At 43.8% G+C, this 23,784-nt stretch carries 28 protein-coding genes and 1 riboswitch; of the genes, 20 read left to right on the top strand and 8 right to left on the bottom strand.

Annotated features, from left to right (window positions below):
* Positions 1-33 precede the first annotated feature (33 nt).
* Complete coding sequence (gene lepB / locus ABID27_RS07220; protein ID WP_354281254.1) at positions 34-627, bottom strand: signal peptidase I; 594 nt, start codon at positions 625-627, stop codon at positions 34-36.
* Positions 628-637: 10 nt separating this feature from the next.
* A complete protein-coding gene (gene rnhC / locus ABID27_RS07215; protein WP_354281252.1) occupies positions 638-1,528 on the bottom strand; it encodes a ribonuclease HIII in 891 nt (296 codons plus the stop codon).
* A gap of 100 nt (positions 1,529-1,628) precedes the next feature.
* On the opposite strand from rnhC, the gene ABID27_RS07210 reads away from it, so the two are divergent.
* From ABID27_RS07210 to ABID27_RS07195, 4 genes are read left to right on the top strand one after another with little or no spacing between them, the layout of a single operon-like run.
* The gene (locus tag ABID27_RS07210; RefSeq protein ID WP_354281250.1) at positions 1,629-1,940 is read left to right on the top strand and encodes a hypothetical protein; all 312 of its coding nucleotides are present in this window, start codon (positions 1,629-1,631) and stop codon (positions 1,938-1,940) included.
* A complete protein-coding gene (locus tag ABID27_RS07205; RefSeq protein WP_354281248.1) occupies positions 1,937-2,485 on the top strand; it encodes a CvpA family protein in 549 nt (182 codons plus the stop codon). Before ABID27_RS07210 ends, ABID27_RS07205 begins: the two co-directional genes overlap by 4 nt.
* A 32-nt stretch (positions 2,486-2,517) precedes the next feature.
* Entirely contained in the window at positions 2,518-4,851 is a 2,334-nt protein-coding gene (locus tag ABID27_RS07200; protein ID WP_354281246.1) for an endonuclease MutS2, read from the top strand.
* A 14-nt stretch (positions 4,852-4,865) separates the two neighbouring features.
* Positions 4,866-5,507 (top strand): GNAT family N-acetyltransferase, encoded by a 642-nt coding sequence (locus tag ABID27_RS07195; RefSeq protein WP_354281244.1) that lies wholly within the window; start codon positions 4,866-4,868, stop codon positions 5,505-5,507.
* Positions 5,508-5,534: 27 nt separating this feature from the next.
* Here the strand turns inward: ABID27_RS07195 and ABID27_RS07190 are convergent, their stop codons facing one another.
* Entirely contained in the window at positions 5,535-6,011 is a 477-nt protein-coding gene (locus tag ABID27_RS07190) for a glutathione peroxidase (protein WP_354281242.1), read from the bottom strand.
* A gap of 118 nt (positions 6,012-6,129) precedes the next feature.
* Between ABID27_RS07190 and trxA the strand changes: the two genes are divergently transcribed.
* From trxA to ABID27_RS07165, 5 genes are all read left to right on the top strand, one after another.
* Complete coding sequence (gene trxA, locus ABID27_RS07185) at positions 6,130-6,444, top strand: thioredoxin (RefSeq protein WP_253365601.1); 315 nt, start codon at positions 6,130-6,132, stop codon at positions 6,442-6,444.
* A gap of 55 nt (positions 6,445-6,499) precedes the next feature.
* The gene (gene msrB, locus ABID27_RS07180; protein WP_253365603.1) at positions 6,500-7,447 is read left to right on the top strand and encodes a peptide-methionine (R)-S-oxide reductase MsrB; all 948 of its coding nucleotides are present in this window, start codon (positions 6,500-6,502) and stop codon (positions 7,445-7,447) included.
* Between the two features lie 102 nt (positions 7,448-7,549).
* Positions 7,550-7,636, top strand: a riboswitch (glycine riboswitch).
* An 86-nt stretch (positions 7,637-7,722) separates the two neighbouring features.
* On the top strand, positions 7,723-9,051 hold the full coding sequence (locus ABID27_RS07175; protein WP_354281239.1) for an alanine/glycine:cation symporter family protein: 1,329 nt from the start codon (positions 7,723-7,725) through the stop codon (positions 9,049-9,051).
* A 145-nt stretch (positions 9,052-9,196) separates the two neighbouring features.
* Positions 9,197-10,018, top strand: coding sequence for a mechanosensitive ion channel family protein (locus ABID27_RS07170; protein WP_354281237.1), 822 nt, complete (start codon positions 9,197-9,199; stop codon positions 10,016-10,018).
* 12 nt (positions 10,019-10,030) lie between these two features.
* The gene (locus ABID27_RS07165) at positions 10,031-10,627 is read left to right on the top strand and encodes a DUF4352 domain-containing protein (RefSeq protein WP_354281235.1); all 597 of its coding nucleotides are present in this window, start codon (positions 10,031-10,033) and stop codon (positions 10,625-10,627) included.
* Between the two features lie 58 nt (positions 10,628-10,685).
* On the opposite strand, the gene gdhA is transcribed toward ABID27_RS07165, so the two are convergent.
* Positions 10,686-12,032 carry an NADP-specific glutamate dehydrogenase gene (gene gdhA / locus ABID27_RS07160; protein WP_354281233.1) on the bottom strand — a complete coding sequence of 449 codons (1,347 nt, stop codon included), beginning with the start codon at positions 12,030-12,032 and terminating at the stop codon, positions 10,686-10,688.
* Between the two features lie 222 nt (positions 12,033-12,254).
* On the opposite strand from gdhA, the gene ABID27_RS07155 reads away from it, so the two are divergent.
* The 4 genes from ABID27_RS07155 to ABID27_RS07140 all read left to right on the top strand — a co-directional run bounded on the left by ABID27_RS07155 (position 12,255) and on the right by ABID27_RS07140 (position 15,990).
* The gene (locus tag ABID27_RS07155) at positions 12,255-13,193 is read left to right on the top strand and encodes a dihydroorotate oxidase (RefSeq protein WP_354281231.1); all 939 of its coding nucleotides are present in this window, start codon (positions 12,255-12,257) and stop codon (positions 13,191-13,193) included.
* 86 nt (positions 13,194-13,279) lie between these two features.
* Complete coding sequence (locus ABID27_RS07150; protein ID WP_354281229.1) at positions 13,280-14,557, top strand: CapA family protein; 1,278 nt, start codon at positions 13,280-13,282, stop codon at positions 14,555-14,557.
* A gap of 15 nt (positions 14,558-14,572) precedes the next feature.
* A complete protein-coding gene (locus ABID27_RS07145; protein ID WP_354281227.1) occupies positions 14,573-15,382 on the top strand; it encodes a Cof-type HAD-IIB family hydrolase in 810 nt (269 codons plus the stop codon).
* Positions 15,379-15,990: an NUDIX hydrolase gene (locus ABID27_RS07140; RefSeq protein ID WP_253365622.1), complete on the top strand. Its 612-nt coding sequence runs from the start codon at positions 15,379-15,381 to the stop codon at positions 15,988-15,990. The genes ABID27_RS07145 and ABID27_RS07140 overlap by 4 nt, the downstream gene beginning before the upstream one ends.
* A gap of 55 nt (positions 15,991-16,045) precedes the next feature.
* Here ABID27_RS07140 and ABID27_RS07135 read toward each other — a convergent pair whose 3' ends face one another.
* The 3 genes from ABID27_RS07135 to ABID27_RS07125 form a co-directional block, all read right to left on the bottom strand.
* Positions 16,046-16,951 (bottom strand): diacylglycerol/lipid kinase family protein, encoded by a 906-nt coding sequence (locus ABID27_RS07135; protein ID WP_354281225.1) that lies wholly within the window; start codon positions 16,949-16,951, stop codon positions 16,046-16,048.
* Between the two features lie 135 nt (positions 16,952-17,086).
* Complete coding sequence (locus tag ABID27_RS07130) at positions 17,087-18,808, bottom strand: ABC transporter permease/substrate binding protein (RefSeq protein ID WP_354281432.1); 1,722 nt, start codon at positions 18,806-18,808, stop codon at positions 17,087-17,089.
* A 21-nt stretch (positions 18,809-18,829) separates the two neighbouring features.
* Positions 18,830-20,023: a quaternary amine ABC transporter ATP-binding protein gene (locus ABID27_RS07125; RefSeq protein WP_354281223.1), complete on the bottom strand. Its 1,194-nt coding sequence runs from the start codon at positions 20,021-20,023 to the stop codon at positions 18,830-18,832.
* A 494-nt stretch (positions 20,024-20,517) separates the two neighbouring features.
* On the opposite strand from ABID27_RS07125, the gene ABID27_RS07120 reads away from it, so the two are divergent.
* From ABID27_RS07120 to ABID27_RS07090, 7 genes are all read left to right on the top strand, one after another.
* Positions 20,518-20,760, top strand: a complete 243-nt coding sequence (locus tag ABID27_RS07120; protein WP_301282838.1) for a GlsB/YeaQ/YmgE family stress response membrane protein — start codon at positions 20,518-20,520, stop codon at positions 20,758-20,760.
* Between the two features lie 15 nt (positions 20,761-20,775).
* A complete protein-coding gene (gene amaP / locus ABID27_RS07115; protein ID WP_354281221.1) occupies positions 20,776-21,354 on the top strand; it encodes an alkaline shock response membrane anchor protein AmaP in 579 nt (192 codons plus the stop codon).
* Positions 21,355-21,363: 9 nt separating this feature from the next.
* Positions 21,364-21,555, top strand: coding sequence for a DUF2273 domain-containing protein (locus ABID27_RS07110; protein ID WP_354281219.1), 192 nt, complete (start codon positions 21,364-21,366; stop codon positions 21,553-21,555).
* 15 nt (positions 21,556-21,570) lie between these two features.
* The gene (locus tag ABID27_RS07105) at positions 21,571-22,113 is read left to right on the top strand and encodes an Asp23/Gls24 family envelope stress response protein (RefSeq protein WP_253365632.1); all 543 of its coding nucleotides are present in this window, start codon (positions 21,571-21,573) and stop codon (positions 22,111-22,113) included.
* Between the two features lie 28 nt (positions 22,114-22,141).
* On the top strand, positions 22,142-22,351 hold the full coding sequence (locus tag ABID27_RS07100; protein WP_354281217.1) for a CsbD family protein: 210 nt from the start codon (positions 22,142-22,144) through the stop codon (positions 22,349-22,351).
* A 3-nt stretch (positions 22,352-22,354) separates the two neighbouring features.
* Entirely contained in the window at positions 22,355-22,867 is a 513-nt protein-coding gene (locus tag ABID27_RS07095) for an Asp23/Gls24 family envelope stress response protein (RefSeq protein WP_354281215.1), read from the top strand.
* Between the two features lie 125 nt (positions 22,868-22,992).
* A complete protein-coding gene (locus tag ABID27_RS07090) occupies positions 22,993-23,634 on the top strand; it encodes a GntR family transcriptional regulator (protein WP_354281213.1) in 642 nt (213 codons plus the stop codon).
* 79 nt (positions 23,635-23,713) lie between these two features.
* Here the strand turns inward: ABID27_RS07090 and ABID27_RS07085 are convergent.
* A partial coding sequence (locus tag ABID27_RS07085; protein ID WP_354281430.1) for an IS3 family transposase occupies positions 23,714-23,784 on the bottom strand: 71 nt, incomplete at its 5' end.

The following is a 23,784-nucleotide window of genomic DNA, read 5'->3' as shown; positions in this document are numbered from 1 at the left end:
AAAAGCGGGACTTCCGTCACCGCTTGCTCTTGCTTATAATCCACCAAATCGATTCAATGGCCAGAGGCGGAAGACAATTTCTCCCTTGATGGCTGATTTTTTAAAGTTACCAACGGCTCGGCTGTCCTGTGAGACGATGCGGTCATCCCCTAGTAGGAAATATTCTCCTTTAGGTACAACAACAGTGAAACTTCCATTTCCATAAGCATCTTGGGTGAAGAAATCAGCCTGTTGTGCTAATTTTTGGAAGTAGGAATTATAGGCGTAGGTAGATTGAAGCTTGTCTTTTTTAAAGGCTGCTTGGTATTCAGCCAAATAATTCTCTTTGACCTCTTTGTCGTTGACATAGAGAGTGTCATTTTCGTAGCGAATAGTGTCGCTGGGCATGCCGATGACCCGCTTGACAATGAGTTTTTCTTTGCCGGCAGTATCTTTTTCACTCGCAACTACAATATCAAAACGTTTGATGCTAGTAGTCTTAACCATGAGCAGTTTTTCTTGGTCAGCCAAGGTTGGGTCCATGGAGTGCCCGTCTACAGTAACGGGGCTCCAGACCAAGACACGACTAAGAATAAAAACAGTGAGGATAAGGGTAAAAAGTCCCCATTCTTTCAAAAAATATTTCATATAAAAAACCTTATTTCAATAATGCTTGTGCTTTTTGGGTATTTGCAAAATGGAGTTTAGCAGTTGCTTCTAAGCCTGCCAATCCATGTGTTCGTAAGATGCGACTGGCAACTTGGTCGGATTTAGCGCCCGCACCCGAAGGTAGGTCACAGCCGATTTCTTGTCCCAGTTGGACTAGATTTTCGAGAAACATGCTTCTTGCGATAATGGATGAAACGGCCACAGCCAAGTACTTGCCTTCTGCTTTTTCTTCCAGTGTGATTGGGTTTGGAAAATGATTTTTTTCTTTAGCCAAATACTTGTCATAGTTTTTGCTACTGGTAAAGGCATCAATCACGATTTTTTCAGGCTGCACTCCTTTTTGTAAAAGAAGAAAGATAGCCTGATTATGGAGAGCGACCTTAACGGAAACGGCATTATAGCCTTGGTCAATGACTTGATTGTATTTTTTAGGGGACAAAAGCAGAGCTTGGTGGGCAATCTTCTCTTTTAAGAGTGGCGCGACTTGGCAGATTTTTTGGTCTGTCATTTTTTTAGAATCATCTACACCCAATGAACGAAGAAAGGCATGGTCTGCTGGTGTCACAAAACTGGCAACGACTGCCAAACCACCAAAATAAGAACCGTTTCCGACTTCGTCTGTCCCAATCATAGGCAGGCCTTGTCCACTAGGACTAGAGCTAGTAGCAGTATCGTCTACCCAGCCCCATTTTGCTGCATAAACAGCTGCTTTTTCGCCTTGAAATATAGCTTTTCCAGATGTGTAAATGGACAAGGAAGCTCCGTCTAGCTTAAAAAAACCAGCCATGTAGGCGTTTTTGCTTGGTTGCTGGTAAGCTTGATAGGTTTTGAGGAGTTCTTGTTTGACAGCTTCCGTCACTTTCAATACAATTGTGTTCATTTTATCAGTATAGCATATTTCCGCTCTTTTGCCTTAAATCAGCAAGGTCAAAATGGTCAAAAAGCGCATTTTAGGGTATAATGAAAAATGAGGTGATTTTATGGCAAACTTGAATCGATATAAATTTACATTTGGAGAAAAACAATTAACCTTGACCACCGAGCATGACAATCTTTTCATGGAAGAAATCGAACGTGTGGCGCAAGAAAAATACCTAGCTTTGAAAGAAAAAATGCCGAGTGCAGACCCAGAGACTCTGGCTCTTCTCTTGGCGATCAATGCCTTGTCAGTTCAATTGACGCGCGAGGTTGCCTTTGAAAAAACAGAGGCTAAGTTACAACAAATGACAGAAAGAAGTGGGAACAACAAGACACCGTTGGTTGACTTGGATGAACTTGAGGACAGCCTATGATTTCATTGATCTTGTTGATTATTTTATTGTGGAGCTTTTATATCGGCTACAGCCGTGGATTGGTATTGCAGGCTTACTACACGTTTTCAGCCATCCTTTCCTTGATGATTGCGTCTGGAAATTACAAGAGCTTGGCCAAGATTCTCTATCTCTGGGTACCTTTTACTACAGCAACAGATGGCTCGAAAAATGCTTTTTTTGCAAGTAAATACCTCTTTAGTTTGGATGAAATCTTTTACGCGGGTTTAGCATTTTTAGTGGTCTATGTCTTGGTTTATGCCATCATGCGTCTGATTGGAATTTTCGTGCATTTGCTGAATTTTATCAACCCAGATACGCGTCTGACAAATGGGATTAGTGGTGGCTTGTCTGTGGTTGTGACCTTGATTTCGCTTCAGTTGGTCTTGACAGTTGCTGCGACTGTACCGATAGCGACCGTTCAGAACTATTTGCAAGGAAGCTTTGTCGCCAATGCGATTATCAAATACACCCCGATTATGACGAGTGTTTTACAGCAACTCTGGGTGACAAATGTGGTGGGGTAAGCGAGACTTACCTCTTTTTTAGTAGGAAGAATATGAATCAAAAAATTATTGAAACTTTAGAATTTAAGAAAGTAACCGCTCTGGTAGAGCCCTTCTTGGTGACGGAACAGGGCTTACAAGAATTGCGAGAGCTAGCGCCCATGACAGCTAGCGGTCGTCTCCAACAGTCCTTTGATGAATTGACAGATATGGCGGCGATTTTTGAGTATTATCCGCACTTTGCCATTGGCAAGACGGTGGATGTCTCGCCAGCCATCAAGCGGCTCCAATTGGACGCCGATCTCAATATTTCTGAACTCCTCAGTCTGAAAAAGGTCTTGGAGGTCACGAAAAATCTGTCTGATTTTTATGCGGATTTGGAAAATGTCAGTCTGGGACAATTGCAAGTCTTGTTTGAAAAAATGGAGTTATTTCCTAGTTTGCAAGGCTCGCTTCAAGCTATTAACGATGGCGGTTTTATTGAAGATTTTGCATCTGAAAATCTCCTGAAAATTCGACGAAAAATCCAAGAATCAGAGACGCAGGTCCGCCAAGTTATGCAGGAATTTCTCAAGACAAAGGCAGAGATGCTGTCCGATACCGTTTTGGCTAGTCGAAATGGACGCAATGTCTTGCCTGTTAAAAATACCTTCCGCAACAAGATTGCAGGGGTGGTGCATGACATTTCGGCATCGGGCTCAACGGTTTATATCGAGCCGCGCTCAGTTGTGGCGCTCAACGAGGACATTACCAATGCGCGTGCGGAGGAACGGCATGAGATTGCACGAATTTTGACAGACTTGTCAAATATGATTCGACCGCATGCAGCCATTATCGGCAATAATGCTTGGGTGCTTGGCCACTTGGATTTGGTGCGAGGAAAGCACCTCTTTGCTCAGCGCTATGACGCGGTCGTACCGGTGGTGTCGCCAGAGCAGGACATCGCCCTTCTCAACGTCCGCCATCCCCTGATTTCACATCCAGTTGCCAATCATTTGCACTTTGGAAAAAATTTGACTGCAATCGTCATTACCGGTCCCAATACGGGTGGTAAGACCATCATGCTGAAAACCCTTGGTTTGGCCCAGTTGATGGCCCAGTCTGGTTTGCCAATTCTGGCCGATAAGGGCAGTCGTGTCGGCATTTTTGACCAGATTTTTGCGGATATTGGTGACGAGCAGTCCATCGAGCAGAGTTTGTCAACATTTTCTAGTCACATGACGCACATTGTTTCGATTTTAGACCAGGCGGATGAGCATTCCTTGATTCTCTTTGATGAGTTGGGGGCGGGGACAGACCCGCAAGAGGGAGCCAGTCTGGCTATGGCGATCCTAGATGATTTGCGGATGCGGGGCATCAAGACTATGGCAACGACCCACTATCCAGAGCTCAAGGCTTACGGTATTGAGACGCCGGCTGTTGAGAATGCTAGTATGGAATTTGACACAGACAGTCTGCGGCCGACCTATCGCTTTTTGCAGGGAGTTCCTGGTCGGTCAAATGCCTTTGAAATTGCCCGTCGCCTCGGTTTGTCGGATCTTGTGATTGGAGCAGCTCAAGAGTGGACAGATACGGATAGCGATGTCAATCGGATTATTGAAAAGCTGGAAAGTCAAACTCTTGAGAGTCGGAAAAGACTGGAGCGGATTCGTGATGTCGAGCAGGACAATCTCAAGATGAATCGTGCCCTTCACAAACTCTACAATGAACTCAATCGTGAACGGGAGTCAGAGCTGAACAAGGCACGCATCGAGGCTCAGGAAATTGTTGCTTTGGCTTTGGCAGAAAGCGAGGACATTCTCAAAAATCTCCATGACCAAGCCAGCCTCAAACCGCATCAGATTATCGAAGCCAAGGGGAAACTGAAAAAATTAGCTCCTGCAACCGTTGACCTATCGAAAAATAAGGTCTTGAAAAAAGCCAAAGAAGAAAAGGCTGCCAAGATAGGAGATGACATTGTCGTAACGGCCTACGGTCAGCGAGGAACATTGACCAATCAGCTCAAAGATGGTCGATTTGAAGCACAAGTTGGCTTGATTAAGATGACCTTGAAACGGGATGAATTTACCCTTGTCAAGGCTGAAAAAGAAGACAAGCCTAAGCAGAAGCAGATTAATGTCGTCAAACGGTCGTCTGCCAAAGGACCACGTGCCCGTCTGGATCTTCGTGGTAAGCGCTATGAAGAAGCCATGCAAGAACTGGATGAATTTATCGACCAGGCTCTGCTCAACAATATGGCGCAAGTAGACATTATCCATGGTATCGGGACAGGAGTTATCCGCGAAGGGGTGACCAAGTACCTCCGCCGCAATCGGAACGTCAAAGAGTTTGGCTATGCACCGCAAAATGCAGGTGGCTCTGGCGCGACCATTGTGACCTTTAAGTAAGATTGAGAGTTGGCATGAAGATTAGAAATTACCAAGCAGGAGATGAGAAAGGCTGGGTCTACACCAAGGCTTTGGCTTATCTCTTTTCGCCATTTTTCGATGACAGAGACACCTTTAAACCAGCCTTGGACAGAGAGGTTTTTGATGAGCGGATTGAGTTGGTGGCAGAAGAGGCAGGTCAGATTGTCGGGATTCTGGACATAGAAATCTACAATCAAGAATACAGCCGAATCTATCGCTATGCACCGGCAGATAAGGTGGCTTATTTTAGCAATCTAGCGGTCCATCCGGAATTTCAAGGAAGAGGAATTGCACAGGCGCTTTTTGATAGGGCAAGAGCGAAATTAGAGGAGAAAAAGGTTGAAAAGCTCTCCATCTTCACACGAGACGGTAATACGGCCAATCATCTCTACCAGAAATGGGGAGGAAAATTGGTCTGTCACGATTGGCTGGTGATTGGCAGTCCCAAGCAAGAGCCAGACTTTCATTTTGACTTGGATCTGGCCGCAGGCAAGCTCGCTCTGTCAGATCTAGCAGGCAATCCCATTAGCTACTACCAACGCGAGGGAGTCTATATCGTGTCCGAGGAGGCAGCCCTCTCAAACTTTGATATAGAAGAATCCTACCAAGAATTTACTTATGTGATTGAATTATAAAAGAATCCTCAGCAGCGCTGGGGATTTTTATAGCAATGCCTTGATACTCTCTTCTAAGTCGGCTGGCTGACTTTTGGCAGAAAAGCGTTGGCTAACTTGTCCGTCTCGTCCGATGAGGAATTTGGCAAAGTTCCATTCGATGGCTTTTCCGACTGGACCAGATGCTTGGTCTTTGAGCCAACTATAGAGCGGACTCGCCTCTTTTCCGTTGACCTTGATTTTGGCAAATCGAGGGAAGGTCGTCTGGTAGTTGAGGCTGCAAAATGTATTGATTTCCTCAGCAGTTCCTGGCGCTTGACTCAAGAATTGATTGCAGGGAAAATCTAAAATTTCAAAGCCGTTTTCCTTGTAAGTATCGTAGAGTTTTTGTAGTCCCTCGTATTGGGGTGTCAGTCCGCAACCTGTGGCGGTGTTGACAATCAAGAGCACCTTTCCACGGTAACTTTCTAAGGAAATGTCCCGATCATCTTGACCTTTTACTGTAAAATCATAGATTGTTGTCATCTTTTTCCCTCTCTTTTTTATCATCTTACCATAAATCGTCCCAAACGTAGCAATTATTTCCCAATCTCTTATTTTTATTGTAGAATAACAGTACAAAATGAAGAAACGGAGAATTTCTATGGTACAAGCTATTACAGATGCAAATTTTGAAACAGAAACAGCTCAAGGCGTGGTTCTTGTAGACTTTTGGGCAACTTGGTGTGGTCCATGTCGTATGCAAGCTCCTATCTTGGAACAATTGGCAGAAGAAGTAGACGAAGATGAATTGCGCATTTACAAAATGGATGTCGATGAAAATCCAGAAACAGCGCGTGGTTTTGGTATCATGTCTATCCCAACACTCTTGTTCAAAAAAGATGGTCAAGTGGTCAAACAAGTAGCCGGTGTGCACACGAAAGACCAGATTAAAGCAATCTTGGCTGAGATTGGTTAATAGACAAGCACAGTGGGAGGCCTAGCCTCCTATTTTTGTAGATTGGAGGTAGCAAATGAAAGAAATTTATCTTGCAGGTGGTTGTTTTTGGGGTCTAGAAGAATATTTTTCACAGATTGAAGGTGTGGAAAAAACGACGGTTGGGTATGCCAATGGTCAGGTCGAAACCACCTCTTATCGACTTCTCAAGCAGACAGACCATGCAGAGACCGTTTATCTGGCTTATGATGAGTCACTTCTGTCCTTGCGCGAAATTTTGCTCTATTATTTCCGCGTGATTGACCCTGTGTCTGTCAATCAACAAGGTCCAGATAAGGGACGTCAGTACCGTACGGGAATTTACTATACAGATGACACGGATTTGTCCGTGATTGAGGCTGTGATGGCAGAAGAAGCTGCCAAATTCGGTCACCAAAAGCTGGCTGTCGAATGTGAGCCCTTGCGCCACTACATTCTAGCTGAGGACTATCATCAAGATTATCTCAAGAAAAATCCAACTGGCTACTGCCACATTGATGTCCAGCAAGCTAAAATTCCAGTTATTGATGCCCAGCAATACCAAAAGCCCAGTCAAGAAGAGCTTAAAAGCCAGTTGACCGACTTGCAGTACCAAGTGACGCAGGAAGCAGCGACGGAACGTCCCTTTGAAAATGAATTTTTCGAGAGCGACCAAGCTGGTATCTATGTGGATATCACGACGGGGGAGCCTTTGTTCTTATCGACGGACAAGTTTGATTCGGGTTGCGGCTGGCCTTCGTTCACGAAGCCGATTAGCAAGGAAGTAGCGACCTATTTCCAAGACCGTTCGCACGGAATGAATCGAATCGAGGTCAGAAGTCGTGCTGGTCAAGCCCATCTCGGCCATGTTTTTGACGATGGTCCGACAGATAAGGGTGGGTTGCGCTACTGTATCAATTCGGCGGCCTTGCGCTTTATTCCCAGAGAGGAAATGGAAGCAGCTGGTTATGGATTGTTCGTGGATTTATTAAAAAATAAAGAATAATCATACAAAAACTTGCAAATTTTTGAATTTTTTATATAATATAAAGTATAAAAATAAAATACCGGTTGATGGTCTATAGGAGGAGATTTCTGACTGTAGACAGGACGGAACTCTGGAGAGACCATTTGGCGCCGAAGGGGCAAGGCAGATTCTGCTGAAACTCTCAGGCAAAAGGACAGAGCGAAAAAAGGGATTTTCCCCACGTTTTTCGTGTATCCAGAGGCTAGCAATAGCCTCTTTTTCTTGGCTTTCTAGGATAAAAAGGAGAATGTGATATGCTTGAATGGATGCAACAACTGCAAAGCTTGGTATGGGGTGCGCCCCTCTTGCTGCTTTTAGTGGGGACTGGTTTGTATTTGACCGTGCGACTGGGAATTTTTCAATTTTTTAAGCTGCCCAAGGCTTTTCATTTGATTCTGTCTGGCGACCAGTCAGGAGATGGAGAGGTCTCTAGTTTTGCTGCTCTCTGTACGGCTCTAGCAGCTACTGTTGGGACGGGAAATATTGTCGGAGTAGCGACTGCTATTAAGCTAGGTGGGCCGGGAGCCTTATTTTGGATGTGGGTCGCAGCATTTTTGGGAATGGCGACCAAGTATGCGGAAGGTTTTTTAGCTATAAAATACAGGACAACGGATGCCAATGGCGAAAGTTCGGGCGGTCCTATGTACTATATTTTGCTTGGTATGGGGGAGAAATGGCGTCCGTTAGCAACTTTCTTTGCCTTTAGTGGTCTTTTGGTAGCACTCTTTGGGATGGGGACCTTTACACAGGTCAATGCCATTACGAGCTCGGTTCAGAATAGTTTTGGGGTGGATGTACGCCTTGTTGGGCTCGTGCTAGGCTTGATTGTTGCACTGATTATTTTCCGCGGGATTCATGCAATATCCGATGTCGCGACGAAAGTAGTACCATTTATGGCTATTGTCTATATTCTCGCGACTTTGGGAATTTTAGGAATGCATCTAGACCATCTGTTGCCGAGTCTCAAGTTGATTGTGAAATCTGCTTTTACAGGGACAGCTGCGACGGGTGGTTTTGTCGGAGCGACCATGATGGTTGCCTTGCGTAGCGGGGTTGCGCGTGGGGTTTTCTCCAATGAATCTGGTTTGGGGAGTGCACCGATTGTAGCAGCAGCTGCCAAGTCGAACCACGCTGTGGAACAGGGCTTGATTTCGATGACGGGGACTTTTATTGATACCTTGATTATCTGTAGTTTAACAGGATTGTCAATTATTGTGACAGGATTTTGGACAGGCGCGCAAAATGGCGCAACGCTAACCCAGACGGTGTTTACTAGCACCTATTCACAGTGGGGAAGTGGAATACTAACCATTCTGCTCACACTCTTTGCCTTTACCACCATTTTAGGGTGGAATTATTATGGAGAGCGTTGCTTTGAATTTCTTTTTGGAGTGAAATACCTAAAAGCCTACCGTATCCTTTTTGTGGCCATGGTTGTTCTAGGAGCCTTTATTGAGTTGGAGTTGATTTGGGTGATTGCCGATATCGTGAATGGACTCATGGCTTTGCCCAATCTCATCGCCCTCTTGGCCTTGTCACCAATTGTTATTGCAGAGACAAAAGAATACCTAAAGAAGAAGTAAAGAAAACCACTACCTAGCGATTAGGTGGTGGTTTTTGGGTGGGGAGGGAAGTTGACGAAAAAGTGAGTTTGTGAAGCTATTTCTGCGTTCTCTTGGGAGAGCATATGTCTGGAATTGTGATATAATATTCCTAGAAGGGAGTTCTATGCTTGCATTTTTTCAAAAATATTTAGCACGATTTGATGTGGAAGCTATTTTGATGAATCTGATTTCAATCGTGATTCTCTACCTACTCTTTTTGGTTCTTCGAAGGCTTATCAAATTTATTGCTAAAAAGGCTGTACAATCGACTGGAAGATTGAGTAGTCAAGATTTGGGTCGTCAAAAGACGGTCATTCGACTGGTGGAAAATATTTTACAGTACACACTTGTTTTCTTGTTTATTTACTGTATCTTGGCCATTTGTGGCTTGCCGGTTTCTAGCTTGTTGGCTGGGGCCGGGATTGCGGGTGTGGCGATTGGATTGGGTGCCCAAGGTTTCTTGTCTGACTTGGTCAATGGTTTTTTTATTCTCATTGAACGGCAATTTGATGTAGGAGACAGCGTGCGCTTGACCAATGGACCGATCACCGTATCTGGGAAAGTGGTGTCTGTCGGTATTCGGACCACACAGATTCGAGATGCGGATGGGACCTTGCATTTTATTCCTAACCGAAATATCTTAGTGGTGAGCAATAAGTCTCGTGGTGATATGCGGGTGCAGATTGATCTTCCCTTACCAAGTAGGGTAGACCTAAACTTGGTCACCAGCCTCATTGAGACGGTTAATCAAGAGCGACTTCCTCAATACGAAGCCATTAAAAATTGCCTTATCCTGGGGCCGCAGACGACGGAAACGGGACAATTTTCATACCGGATTCATCTGTTTGTGACCAATGGTCAACAGAGTCAGGTTTATCATGATTTTTATGGATATTACCAGCAAGCTTTTGTGGAGGCTGGCTTAGAGCTCGGCACCACTCACTAGAAAGGAAAGAATATGTTTCCAAAAGAATTTATTGTTGAAGATGGACAGGTTTACTATCGTAAAAATCCACTTCACCGTCAACCCTTGTTTTGGACCAGTATCGCGGGATTGGTTATTTCCTTGCTCTTGTCCGTTGTAGTTGGATTTCTTCTGTTAGCGCTTGGTAGTCAGACGGTTAACGAATTTGTAGATGAGCACAAGGACACTAATTATGAAACAAGCATGGACTGGTCAGAATACGATGAGTACTCCATTGGAGAGACTGCTGAATTAGCAGACTTATCCATCAAAGTAGAGTCAATGGAAGTCAAAGATGCAGACACCCTAGTGGATGATAGCTTGGACAAAGCCTTGGTCGTGACGCTGACGCTTGAAAATACTAGCGGCGAGGACTACTATTTTGATGAGTACGAGTTCTCGGTGTACGGTGATGATACTAGCGGCTACTATGTGTTAGACTATCAGACTTATAGTAAAGACATGCCAGAAAAAATCAAGCCAGGTGAAAAAGTTCATTTGACCCTGTATTATGGCGTTGATGACTCAGACACCTATCGTTTCACTTACAATAATGTTTATTGGGCGACCAATGATGCGGATGCGATTTGATAGAGTAATTTTAGAACAGACAAAAACCACTCATTTGAGTGGTTTTTAGTTTGTTATCTTATACCAAACCTTGTGCAATCATGGCGTCAGCAACTTGTTCAAATGCTGCGATGTTCGCACCCGCAAGGTAATCTTTGCCAAGGTCGTATTTTTCAGCTGTTTCTTTAGCAGTGTTGAAGATGTTTGCCATGATGTCTTTCAAGCGGTTGTCCACTTCTTCGGCAGTCCATGACAAGCGTTGGCTGTTTTGGCTCATTTCAAGGGCTGATACAGCAACGCCACCAGCGTTGGCAGCTTTAGCCAATCCGTAAAGGACATCGTTTTCCTTGTAAGTGTTGATCGCATCAAGGTTAGATGGCATATTGGCACCTTCAGCCACACAGTAAACGCCGTTTTTCACGAGACGAGCTGCTTTTTCACCGTCAATTTCATTTTGAGTGGCACATGGAAGGGCGATGTCAACGTGTCCGTCGTATTCCCATACAGAACCTTCGTGGTAAGTAGCAGTTGCTTTTTCAGCAGCGTATTCTGTCAAACGAGCACGGCGGTTGTTTTTCACGTCGCAAAGGAGGTCGAAGTCGATACCAGTTTCGTCGATGATGTAACCATTTGAGTCAGATACAGAAATTACTTTGGCACCGAGTTCAGTAGCTTTTTGTACTGCGTATTGTGCTACGTTACCTGAACCTGAGATAAGAACAGTTTGTTCGTCGAATGATTTTCCATTTGCTTGAAGCATGTTGTCTGTGAAGTAGACAAGACCGTAACCAGTTGCTTCAGGACGGATGAGTGAGCCACCAAATCCAAGAGGTTTACCAGTCAATACACCTGCATCAAATTGACGGATGCGTTTGTATTGACCATACATGTAACCAATTTCGCGGCCGCCGACACCAATATCACCAGCAGGTACGTCAAGTGACGGACCGATGTGTTTTTGCAATTCAGTCATGAAGCTTTGGCAGAAACGCATGATTTCAGCATCCGTTTTACCTTTAGGGTCGAAGTCTGAACCACCTTTACCACCGCCGATTGGAAGACCAGTCAAGACGTTTTTGAAGATTTGCTCAAATCCGAGGAACTTCAAGATAGATTGTGTAACAGTTGGGTGGAAGCGAAGACCGCCTTTGTATGGACCAACTGCGGAGTTGAATTGGACACGGTAACCACGGTTGACTTGTACATTTCCGTCTTTGTCTGTCCATGGGATACGGAATGAAATGACACGTTCTGGCTCAACGATACGAGCCAAGATGTTTTCAGTGATGTACTCTGGGTGTGCTTCGAAAACAGGTTCCAAGGTATTGAAAAGTTCTTCCACCGCTTGGAGGAATTCTTTTTCGTGGGAGTTGCGTGCTTTTACGCCTTCAAATGAGGTTTGGATGTATTCTTTAGCAGTTGTCATAACTGTTCCCCTTTTAATAATTAGATTTATTAAATTGTCTGACAATTTAATTTATGGGATTATTATAGCACCGGGAAAATCATTTGTAAAGTAAAAAGTTGAATTTTCTGACAATTTTTTGCAAAAAAATTCAAAAGCCGAATGTTCCCTCCCAATTTACAGTTGAAGTGGAAATCAAATTTCTTTTCTATGCTATAATGAAAAAAATTAAAGGAGAAGACTATGGTTTCGACAAAAACAAGTTTGGCTGGTTTGGAGTTTGACAACTGTTTCATGAATGCGGCGGGTGTCTGGTGTATGACCAAGGAGGAGCTGGACGGGGTGAAGAACTCTGCAGCAGGGACCTTTGTGACTAAGACAGCAACCCTTGAAGAGCGTGCGGGGAATCCAGAACCACGCTATCAGAATGTTCCCTTGGGCTCTATCAATTCGATGGGCTTGCCCAATCAAGGGTTGAACTACTATCTCAACTATCTCTTGGACTTGCAGCAGACAGATAGCGAGCGAACGTTTGTCCTTTCTGTGGTGGGGATGTCGCCTGAAGAGACACATACGATTTTGAAGACCATTCAAGACAGTGACTTTAGAGGTTTGACAGAGCTCAATCTCTCTTGTCCAAATGTGCCGGGTAAACCGCAGATTGCCTATGATTTTGAGATGACGGAACGGATTTTAAGAGACGTTTTTGTCTACTTCACAAAGCCTCTGGGCATCAAGTTGCCCCCTTATTTTGACATGGTGCATTTTGATCAGGCAGCAGCGATTTTCAATCAATTCCCGCTTAAGTTTGTCAACTGTGTCAACTCCATCGGAAATGGTCTTTATATCGAAGACGAGACAGTTGTCATCAAGCCAAAAAATGGATTTGGTGGGATTGGTGGTCAGTACATCAAACCAACTGCCTTGGCCAATGTCCATGCTTTCTACCAACGTCTGAATCCATCAATTCAAATCGTTGGGACGGGAGGTGTCCTGACAGGACGCGATGCTTTTGAGCATATTCTCTGTGGAGCAAGTATGGTTCAACTGGGGACAACCCTCCAAAAAGAAGGCTTGTACGCTTTTGAACGAATTACGCAGGAATTACAATCTATTATGGAAGAAAAGGGCTATGGCAGTCTAGAAGATTTCCGTGGGAAGTTGCAGTACATTAGTGAATAGGAGAAATCAGGCTAGGAGATTAGCCTGATTTGTTGTTTTCAAAAGGCAAAGAATAGAGTATACTGGAAGAAACAGGAGGTATCGACATGGGAAGAAGAACAGAGCGCGAAAGACAGCGGCGACGTCGGCAAAAACAAAGAGCGAAAATTGCTCTGGTTTTAGGTATTTTGCTAGCGGTGGTTGGTGGATGGGTTGCCATATTTGGATGGAAAAAGCCGATGAGAACACATCAGGAAGTGAGTTCCTCATCGGCTGCGGTATCCTCGTCTGAAAAGAAACAGGAATCAACACAAACGGCACGTATCATGGCACATGGGGACTTGCTCTATCATGATGCACTCTACATGAGCGCCCAGCAAGCAGATGGTTCGTATGATTTTTCGACAAATTTCACCTATGTCAAGCCTTGGATTGAGCAGGCAGACTTAGCGATTGCGGACTTTGAAGGGACTATTTCGTCAGAATTTCCGCTTGCAGGTTATCCTTTGTTTAATGCCCCTGCATCAGTTGCGACAGCAATCAAAGACGCAGGATATGATGTGGTAGACTTGGCGCACAATCATATTTTGGATTCTCAATTATCGGGTTTGATTTCAACCGCAAAAACTTTTACAGACTTAGGTGTTGGCACAGTTGGTGTCTATCCTGAGGGAAATCGGTCTTCTGCTCCGCTATTGATTCGTGAGGTAAATGGGATTAAGGTGGCCATTTTAGCGTATGCCTATGGATTTAACGGAATGGAAGGGAATTTGACACCAGAAGAATACCAGTCTTATCTGTCCGATATGGATGAGTCTCGGATGAAGGCGGAGATTGAGCGTGCTGAGAAAGAGGTGGATGTCACGATTATCATGCCGCAAATGGGCGTTGAGTACCAGCTTGAGCCGACACAAGAGCAGGTTGAGCTCTACCACAAAATGGTAGACTGGGGTGCAGATGTGGTCTTTGGTGGGCATCCGCATGTGGCAGAGCCATCGGAAATTGTGGAAAAAGATGGGGATAAAAAGCTCATTATTTATTCAATGGGAAACTTCATTTCAAACCAGCGCCTGGAAACCATGGAAGGGGTCAACAATGCCCAGTGGACCGAGCGTGGAGTTTTGATGGATGTTACCTTTGAGAAAAAGGCAGGGAAAACGCGTATCCAGACGGCAACAGCACATCCAACATGGGTTAGTCGTGTGCCAAATGGCCAATACGCTGCAGATGGTGGACCATTTTATACCTATCAAACTTTTGTTCTGGAAGATTTCATCGAAGGTGGCCAACACAGAGTTCAGTTGGATGAGGATACTAAGGCGAGAGTTGATGCTGCCTATCAAGAAATGACCGATTTTATGCACTTGGATTGGTCCAAAGAGTAGAATAGAGGAAGAAGTATGATCAAACTAGTCGCTTTCGATATGGACGGCACCTTTTTGAACTCAGAAAATGATTATGACCGCGAACGATTTGACCGCATTTTTCATGAATTGGTCCGTCGCGATATGAAAATCGTTGCCAGTTCGGGCAATCAATTTCATCAGATAAAGAGCTTCTTTGAGCCTTACTTGGATCAGATGACCATCGTTTCAGAAATTGGAAATAAGATTTATGAAAATGGGAACTTGGTGCAGGAGTATCATTTTGAAAACTCGGTTGTAGAAGCCATGCTGGGGCTTTTGGGGCAGAAAAACTTGCTTTCTCGTTGCATGATTGGCGGGCTGGATACTGCTTATTTTGAAGCGTCAGCGCCAGAGGATTTTAAGAAGATTGTGAAGAAACACAATTATTCTTGGCAAGAGTTGGATAGCTTTGCGGATTTGCCCCAAGATCAGTTTTGCATCGTGACCTTGGACGTGCCTGACCAGAATATTGCCGCCTTGGTAGCGGAGCTCAATCAAGTTGGAGGGCCGCAAGCGCGTGCGGTATCAAGCGGTTTTCACTTTATTGATATCATCCAGTCCGGTATTGATAAAGGGACAGCCTTGCAGTTTTTAGGGCAACAGTGGGGAATTTCACCAGATGAGATGATGACCTTTGGAGATAGCGACAATGACTTGGAGATGCTGGCTTGGACGCGCAATTCTTATGCCATGGCAGGTTGTCCTGAAAATGTCGCTCGAGTTGCCAATTATCAGGCGCCTAGCAATGATGAATCAGGCGTTTTGGCAGTCATAGAAAGAGAAATTTTAGGGGATATGGGATGAAGGATTTGAAGTTGTTTTTTCAAGACTATGTAGCCCAACCCTTGGGTCAGGAAAAGGTGTATGCTGTTTTTTTGCCCCTAATCTGGCAGGATGACCAGTGGCAGATTCTCTATGAATTGCGCAGTCAGGCGATTTCGCAGCCTGGGGAGGTGTCGTTTCCCGGTGGACGAGTGGAGGAGGACGAGAGCTTTCAAGCAGCGGCTGTTCGTGAAACGATTGAGGAGCTCAATGTGGCAGAATCAGTCGTCGAGATTTGGGGAGAGATGGATTATATCGTCTACCAAGAGCGAACGATTCGTTGCTTTGTTGGGCAGCTCAAGGTTCCAGATTGGCAAAGCATTCGTCCCAATGAAGAGGTAGCCCACCTCTTTACCGTACCGGTGCAAACTTTGCAGGACAATCCACCGGTTTACCATACCTTGGAGGCTACGATTAAGACGGATTCGGCTTTCCCTTTTGAACGCATCACGGGTGGGGCCAATTATCAGTTTAGCCACCACAATCGCCTCATTCCTTTTTACGAAGATTTACCAGAAAATATATGGGGAATGACAGCCCAGTTAACCCATCGCTTTGTCAGTCTGTGGAGTCAGACAGAGGGAAAATGAGAAGAAGTAGAATAGTAAAACCACCATTTCCTGCGGAAGTGGTGGTTTTACTTGGTTATGCTGTTGTAGGTACCATGGTGCGAATGGCTTTTTCGTGCATGGTGACGGTAACGGGTAGAGTGCTAGCCGTGTCGCCATCAATACGAGTAACGGGATTGTGGTATTTGTTTTTCGAACGGTTATGAATCTCTAGCTGAGAAGTGCGAAATTGGTCCCAGTGTCGGTAGTCTTTGAACTCGCCTTTGCGAACAAAGTAGAACCACATAAAGCGGATGAGGTGCAGTTTTTTAAGGATATAGACGGTGAAAAGGCCGTCGTCATAGCGTTCAGAAGGAGCAAATCCCTCCTTGCCACCGATGTGATTGGTCATGGTGAGGAGCAGGATTTTTGTCCGGTATTTCAATCGTTGGCCGTTGAAATCTAAAAAGAGTTTGTAGCTTTGTTGCTGCCACCAAATGGACCATCCGGCAAATAGGAAGGCTAGAAAGCCAAATCTGCGCTTGTTTTCAGAGGTAACCCCGAGAGCAATATCGGCCATGAGGCCAAGTGTCATACTGGAAATCATGTAGCGGTCATTGACTTGAGCGAGGTCAAATGCGACTTCGTGTCCCTTGAGTAGATTGTCCAAAGCGCTAGGGAGGTCAAGAGGAATCCCCAGAGATTTTGCGAAATTATTGACCGTACCAGTCGGGATGAGACCCAATCGTGAATGTCCACCACCTTCAAAAATCCCTGTGCAGACCAGGCTGATAGACCCATCTCCACCTAGCGGAATAATCATGTCAACCTTGTTTTGGCAGGCTTCCTTGGCAAACGTCTGCATCTCCTCGGCTGTCTCGGGATAGAGAACAGTAACGGTTATATCGGTATTTTCTTTAAAATACTCCAGGATGCTATCGACGATCTGTTCTTTTTCTTCTTTTCCAGAATGTTGATTAACGAGAATGGTAATATCTTTCATAGTAGGCCCTCTTTTATTAGTTACAGTATACCATTTTTGAGTCCGCAGGTCTTTGCAGGAAAATAAAACCCGGGACGAGGGTCCGGGGTTCTATTTGTTTTAGGGGTTAAAAAGACTAGTAGTGGTTAGTTGTGTTTAGGATTTTGTCCATTCTTGGACGATTTTTTTATTTTGCTTAATCCAATTTTTGGCAGCTTCTTCAGGAGTTTTTCCGTTGTTGATTTCGAGCATGACAGACTCCATATCTTTTTGGGTCCAATGGAATCGATCAACAATTTGATAGACTTCAGGAGCGTCTTTCTTCAGGCCTTTACGAGCAATTGTATTGATATTTTCAGCTTCGCCAAATGACTTTTTAGGGTCCTCAAGGTATTTCAAGTCGTATTTTGAAAACATCCAGTGAGGAGACCAGCCTGTTACAACGATTTCTTCTTTGTTGCGGATTGCCTTGTCCAATGAAGAAGTCATGGCACCTGTAGAGGAGGCAGTCAGTTCCCAATCTGAGAGATTGTCATACTCTTTTTTGGCAGACTTGGCTGCATCCATAATACCTGCACCTGGTTCGATACCGGTGATGGATTTTTTTGCTTGGTCAGACAGGTCTGAAATACTATTGACATCGGTCATATAGCTTGGAACTACGAGACCGAGTCGGATATTTTCTAAGTTAGGGCCAAGATCTTCGAGCTTGTCTTGGTATTTTTTGTATTGCTGACCATGTGTGACGGGGAGCCAAGCGCTGGTGGTAAAGTCGGCATTTCCATTTGCGACAGATTGCCAGCTGACAGCATTGTCAAGAGGAATCATGTCTACTTTGTAACCGGCTTGTTTTAAGACTTCACCGATGACATTGGTAGAAGCGACTTCTGAATCCCATTGTACATAGGAGATACGAATCGTTTTGTCCTTGGTAGTGGCATCTGTGTTCATGGTTGTAAAGCTACGTCCCAAAGCTGCTCCGATAAAGAGAACCAGGGCTACGATGCCGACCCATTTGCCAGTTTGATCATTTTCTTTTCCTTGGTGATTGAGGAGTTGAGAAATGCGGTCGAGTACAATGGCTAGGATAACAAGGGCGAAACCAGATACGAATCCATTTCCGACATCTGCTTTTTGTAGAGCCGAAAGGACTTCGCGTCCAAGTCCAGGGGCACCGATCATGGATCCGGTAACGACCATGGAAAGGGCGAGCATCATGGTTTGGTTGACACCGGCCATGATGGTGTTGCGGGCAAGAGGTAACTCAATCTTGAATAATTTTTGACTTGGGGTAGAACCAAATGCATCCGAGGCTTCAACTAGCTCAGTTGGGATTTCACGAATGGCTAAGTTGGTGAAGCGAACAGTTGGCGGAAGGGCGAAGATAACAGAGGCGAATACCCCTGGTACCATACCGATCCCGAAAAAGACAACGGCAGGAATCAAGTAAACAAAGGCAGGCATTGTTTGCATGAAGTCCAAAATCGGATTGACGATTCGTTTCACGGTTGCATTTTTTGCCATCCAGATGCCGAGTGGCACACCGATGATAATCGAAATCAGACTGGCTACCAGCACCAAGACAAGGGTGTTAATCATGTGTTCCCAAAGACCCTGGTTGTAGATAAAGAAGAGTCCAAGCAGCGTCAAGGCTGGCATTTTCCAATTCTTTTTCGTTAAGAAATAGAGAGCAAGAGCGATGAGTGCCATGAAGAGGAGTGGGTTGATGAAGAGAAGTGTATTTGTCGTCCAATCCATCAATCCATTTCCACCAGCTTGCAAGAGGTCAAAAAATCCTGCAAAAGTTTTGGTAACCCATTCTGTCAAAGACTCGACAGCCGGTGCTACCGGAATTTTTGTTTTTAATATATTTTCAATCATAAATCAGTTCCTTCACTATTAGTTGTTCTCGTCGGGGATGTTGGCCAAGGCTTCGATGACACGGCCTCGAATCACGACACCCAGTAGACGATTGTTGTCATCGGTGACAGCGATTGGAGCAGACGAGTCATAAATCAATGGCATGATATCGGTGATGACCGTGTCTTTTGAGACCGTCACGACATCGGTATTAACCACATCAGCCAATGGAATTCCTTTTTTACGAGCTTCTAGAGCAGCATCAGTCGTGACACTACCAAGCAAGTGTCTGCGGCGGTCAGTGGCCATCAGCATGGAAACTTCTTCGTTGTACATGCGGTTCAAGGCAACTTGAGGTCCGTCAATTCCGATGGTAGTGGTGATAGGCTTAATCATAATATTTTGCGCAGTGAGGACCTTAGAACGGTCGACATCTTCGACGAATTCACGGACAAAGTCATTGGCTGGATTGGTCAAGATTTCCTCACCTGTGCCAATTTGCATAATCTTCCCATCCTTCATCAAGGCAATCCGGTCACCGATACGAAGAGCTTCGTTGAGGTCATGACTGATAAAGATGATGGTCTGTTGCTGATTTTCTTGCAAATCAAGCAATTCATCCTGCATTTCGCGGCGAATCAAAGGGTCTAAGGCAGAGAAAGCCTCATCCATTAAGAGGATTTTAGGGCTGTTAGCAAGAGCGCGTGCCAATCCGACCCGCTGCTGCATCCCACCTGAAAGTTGATTTGGGTACTGATCCTTGAAAGTCAGGAGGCCGGCATTATCCAAAGCGCGTTCGGCGATTTGACGGCGTTCTTCTTTTTCTACACCACGCAATTCCAAACCAAATTCGGTATTTTCAAGAATGGTTTTATGTGGGAAGAGGGCAAAACTCTGAAAGACCATATTGATATCGTGGCGACGAATGTCGCGTAAGTCGCTGTCATTGAGCTTAGAGATATCCTTATCACCTAAGAGAATCTGACCAGATGATGGTTCGATCAATCGATTGAGCATTCGAACCAGTGTGGACTTACCAGAGCCGGAAAGTCCCATGATAACGAAGATTTCGCCCTCTTTAATGTCAAAATTCGCATCGTAGACACCGACAGTTGCACCTGTCTTTTTCAAAATTTCTTCTTTTGATTTTCCCTGTTTGACCATCTCGAGAGCGGCTTTTTGCTTTTTCCCGAAAACTTTTGTCAAATGGTTTACTTCTAAAATTGTTTTCATTGTTCCTCCATTCATAAGCAACACAAAGGTAAAAGATAGTGTCACTTTGAAATAAAAATAATCTGCTTTTAAAAACAGAACACATAAAGAATAACATGTGATGTCACTTTTGTCAAAGATATGGCCTAAAATGCAGAAAAAAGGCTATAAATCAGCATTCTTCAAGTAATTGTTTTACCATTATATAAACAGAAAAGATGTAAATTCCAACTTTTTCAGAAAAACACACTTTTCCAACCTCTTAAAAAAATGAGCAAAACACTTGCAATTTATTTTTAGTGTGATATAATGACAATATAAAATATAAAACAAGTTGTCACTACAACAAAAAATAACAATCGAGTAAAAGCTCACATTATATAATGTTGTTAGGTTAGGATTCGTAGGATAACCCACTATATTTTATGTGGTACAAACCACAAAGAATATTCTTATTATTGTCATATACCATCGGTATTGCATTCTTTGTTATTTGTTTAAAAGGGAGAAAAATTATGATTCTTTGGAAATTACTTATCGGAGCACTTATCGGTGCAGTTGCAGGAGCGATTACTAAAAAAGGTGGCTCGATGGGTTGGATCGCCAACATCGTTGCCGGTTTGATCGGTTCATCTGTCGGACAATCTATCTTTGGTGCATGGGGACCAAACTTGGCAGGTATGGCCTTGGTTCCATCAATCCTAGGTGCAGTTATCGTGGTTGCTGTGGTATCCTTCTTTCTTAGAAAATCAAACTAGAAAGTAGGAACTGATATGAGTAAGACCCTGAAATGGCTCTACAGCCTTGCAAGTCTTCTATTAGTCAGTCTACTTGCATTTGTAGTTGTGGCCAGCCAGCGCCAGTTGATACTTCCGAGTGAATGGGCTTGGTTGAATACGGATTTACAACTGCCTACTTTTATAGAAGAACACTATCATTTCGTTTACTTCTGGTTAGCCCTTATCTTCATCGCTATCATTCTTGTGACGGTTCTAGTGGTCATCTTTTACCCACGGACCTACACAGAAATTCCATTGTTGGAAAAAGACACTTCCTTATTGTTGAAGAAATCAGCGCTTGAAGGCTACATTCGTACCTGCATCCTTGAGTCAAATCTATTGGTCCATCCAAGTGTAACGGTGACCATGTACAAGAAGAAATTCAAGGTGCATGTCAAAGGTGCTGTGACCAATGAAGTAGGATTTGCAAATGCGGCAGTAGGTGCAAAAAAAGTTATCGAGGACGGCATTCAACAGTATATCGGTGTTGATAGACCAGTGAATTTCAAAGTGTTTGTAGACGAGTTGCAGACAGCTGGGCAAACAGGCCGTGTTGTCAACCGCGTCTTATAAGGAGAAGAAATGGATTTATTCAAAACCTATCGATACCCGCTTATAGGAGGGGGCTTGGGACTGTTCTTGGCACTTCTCTTCTTAACAGTTGGGTTCTTGAAAACAATTTTTCTAATACTATTTACAATTTTTGGCGTCTTGTTGGGAAATTATTGCCAACGGACAGGTTTGATTTCAAAGTTAGTCAATCAATTTAAATAACGAAAGAGGAATACTATGACAACGAATACTTACGTAAAAAATACATCAACTCTTCCGACGGAAGCAGTTCGCGGCCAGCTCACTTTTGAAGACAAGGTTATTGAAAAAATTGTCGGCTTAGCGATTGAACATGTAGATGGTCTCTTGGCTGTCAACGGTGGCTTCTTTGCCAATCTAAAAGATAAGTTGGTCAATACTGAGTCTGTAACAGATGGGATTTCAGTCGAAGTTGGTAAAAAACAAGTGGCTGTGGATTTAGATATCGTAGCAGAGTACCAAAAACACTTGCCGACTATTTACGCAGACATCAAGGCCATTGTTGAATCTGAAGTGAAAAAGATGACCGACTTGGATGTCGTAGAAGTAAATGTCAAGGTGGTGGATATCAAAACACGTGCGCAGCATGAAGCGGACTCTATCAGCTTGCAAGATCGCGTGACAGACGCAGCACAAGCAACGACAAACTTTGCTTCAAATCAAGTAGAAAACGTTAAAACAGCAGTTGGTACAGGTGTTGAAAAGGTAGAAGACCTCAAACCTGAACCACGTGTCAAATAATTTTTTAAAAAAGAAAGAGGAACAAACTATGTCAGAAGAAAAATTCGATGCAAAATTGGACCAAGTAACTGGATCTGTAAAAGAAGGTCTTGGTAAATTGACTGGCGACAAAGAAGTCGAAACCGAAGGTAAAGTTGAAAAATTGGCTGGTAAAGTCAAAGAAACGATTGAAGATGTTAAGGACACTGTAAAAGGTGCAGTAGACGGCTTGAAAAAATCAACTGATGAGGAGAAATAATCTATGACAGATGTACAAAATATGAAAAGCAACCTTACTTACAATGACCTTGTCATTGAAAAAATTGTTGGGCATGCATTGGAAAACGTTGATGGTCTCTTGGCTGTTAATGGCGGATTTTTCTCAAATTTGAAAAACAACTTGGTTAATTCGGATTCAGTGACAGATGGCGTTAATGTTGAAGTTGGTTCTGAAGAAGTTGCTGTAGACTTGAACGTCATCGTGGAATACGGAAAAGACATCCCAGCCATTGTTGAAAGTATGAAAGGTATCGTGGCCCAAAATGTTGAAGTCATGACCCACTTGAAAGTGATTGAGTTGAACGTCAATGTCGTGGATATTCAAACCAAAGAAGAATTTGAAAAGTCATCTGTAACGGTTCAAGATCGCTTGACAGACGCTGCACAAGCAACGGGTGAATTTGCAAGTCAATCTGCTGAAAAAATCAAAGAAGCAGCAGCGACTGGTGCAGAAAAGACAAAAGAATTCGTCGCACAACATTCAGAAAAAGAATAGTTATGAGATAGAAAAAGAGCTGGAACACCAGCTCTTCTTTGTGCAGTCAATCATCACTAAATATTGAAAAAAATATAAAATTGTGATTTAATAGATAAGAAATTTACGAAAGGAGACAACTGAAAATGCAGAAACAATCGTCAACAGTCAAAGAATCAAAGTACCAACAAATCGCGATAGAAGTTGCCAAGCGCATTGCCGATGGGGATTACGAAGCTGGCGAAAAGTTGAAGTCACGTTCGACCTTGTCTGCTCAATTTAACGTTTCTCCGGAGACGACGCGAAAAGCATTGAATATTTTGGCGGACTTGAAAATTGTCACCCTCAAACACGGCAGCGGAGCAATTGTCTTGTCGCAAGAAAAAGCGATTGAGTTTTTGGATAAGTACGAAAGCACTCATTCGATTGCAGTGATTAAGGAGCGTATCCGAAAAAATATCAAGGACCAGCAAGAGCAGATGGAAGATTTGTCTCTTCTAGTCAATGAATTTTTGCTCCAAAGTCAATCCATTAGTCGCCAATACCCATTGACGCCATATGAGATTATCGTTAGCCAAGATACAGAGCATTTTGGAAAACCGCTGAGCGAGCTAAATATTTGGCATTTGACGGGTGCAACCATCATTGCGATTGAACATGAAGGAGAATTCGTTCTTTCTCCTGGACCGTATGGTAAGATTGAAAAAGGTGATCATGTCTACTTTGTCGGCTCAAATTTAGCCTACTCACGGATGAAAACTTTCTTCAATCTCAAAATGGGCTTATAAGATACAGATGGACTTTGCCCTCAGAATAGCAAAGTCCTTGACAGATTTTGTACTGCCCCCAAAAGTTGGACACTATATTTTAAGCACAGGATTGAGTTCTGTATTGAACGGGACTCAGTCCTTTTAATTTTGTTTTGCTTCTCTTGTTAT

It is taken from the genome of Streptococcus gallinaceus (assembly GCF_040545695.1).
GTDB classification, from domain to species: Bacteria; Bacillota; Bacilli; order Lactobacillales; family Streptococcaceae; genus Streptococcus; species Streptococcus gallinaceus.
Note: the sequence above shows the minus strand (reverse complement) of the source record. Positions and strands in the feature narration are given on the sequence as shown.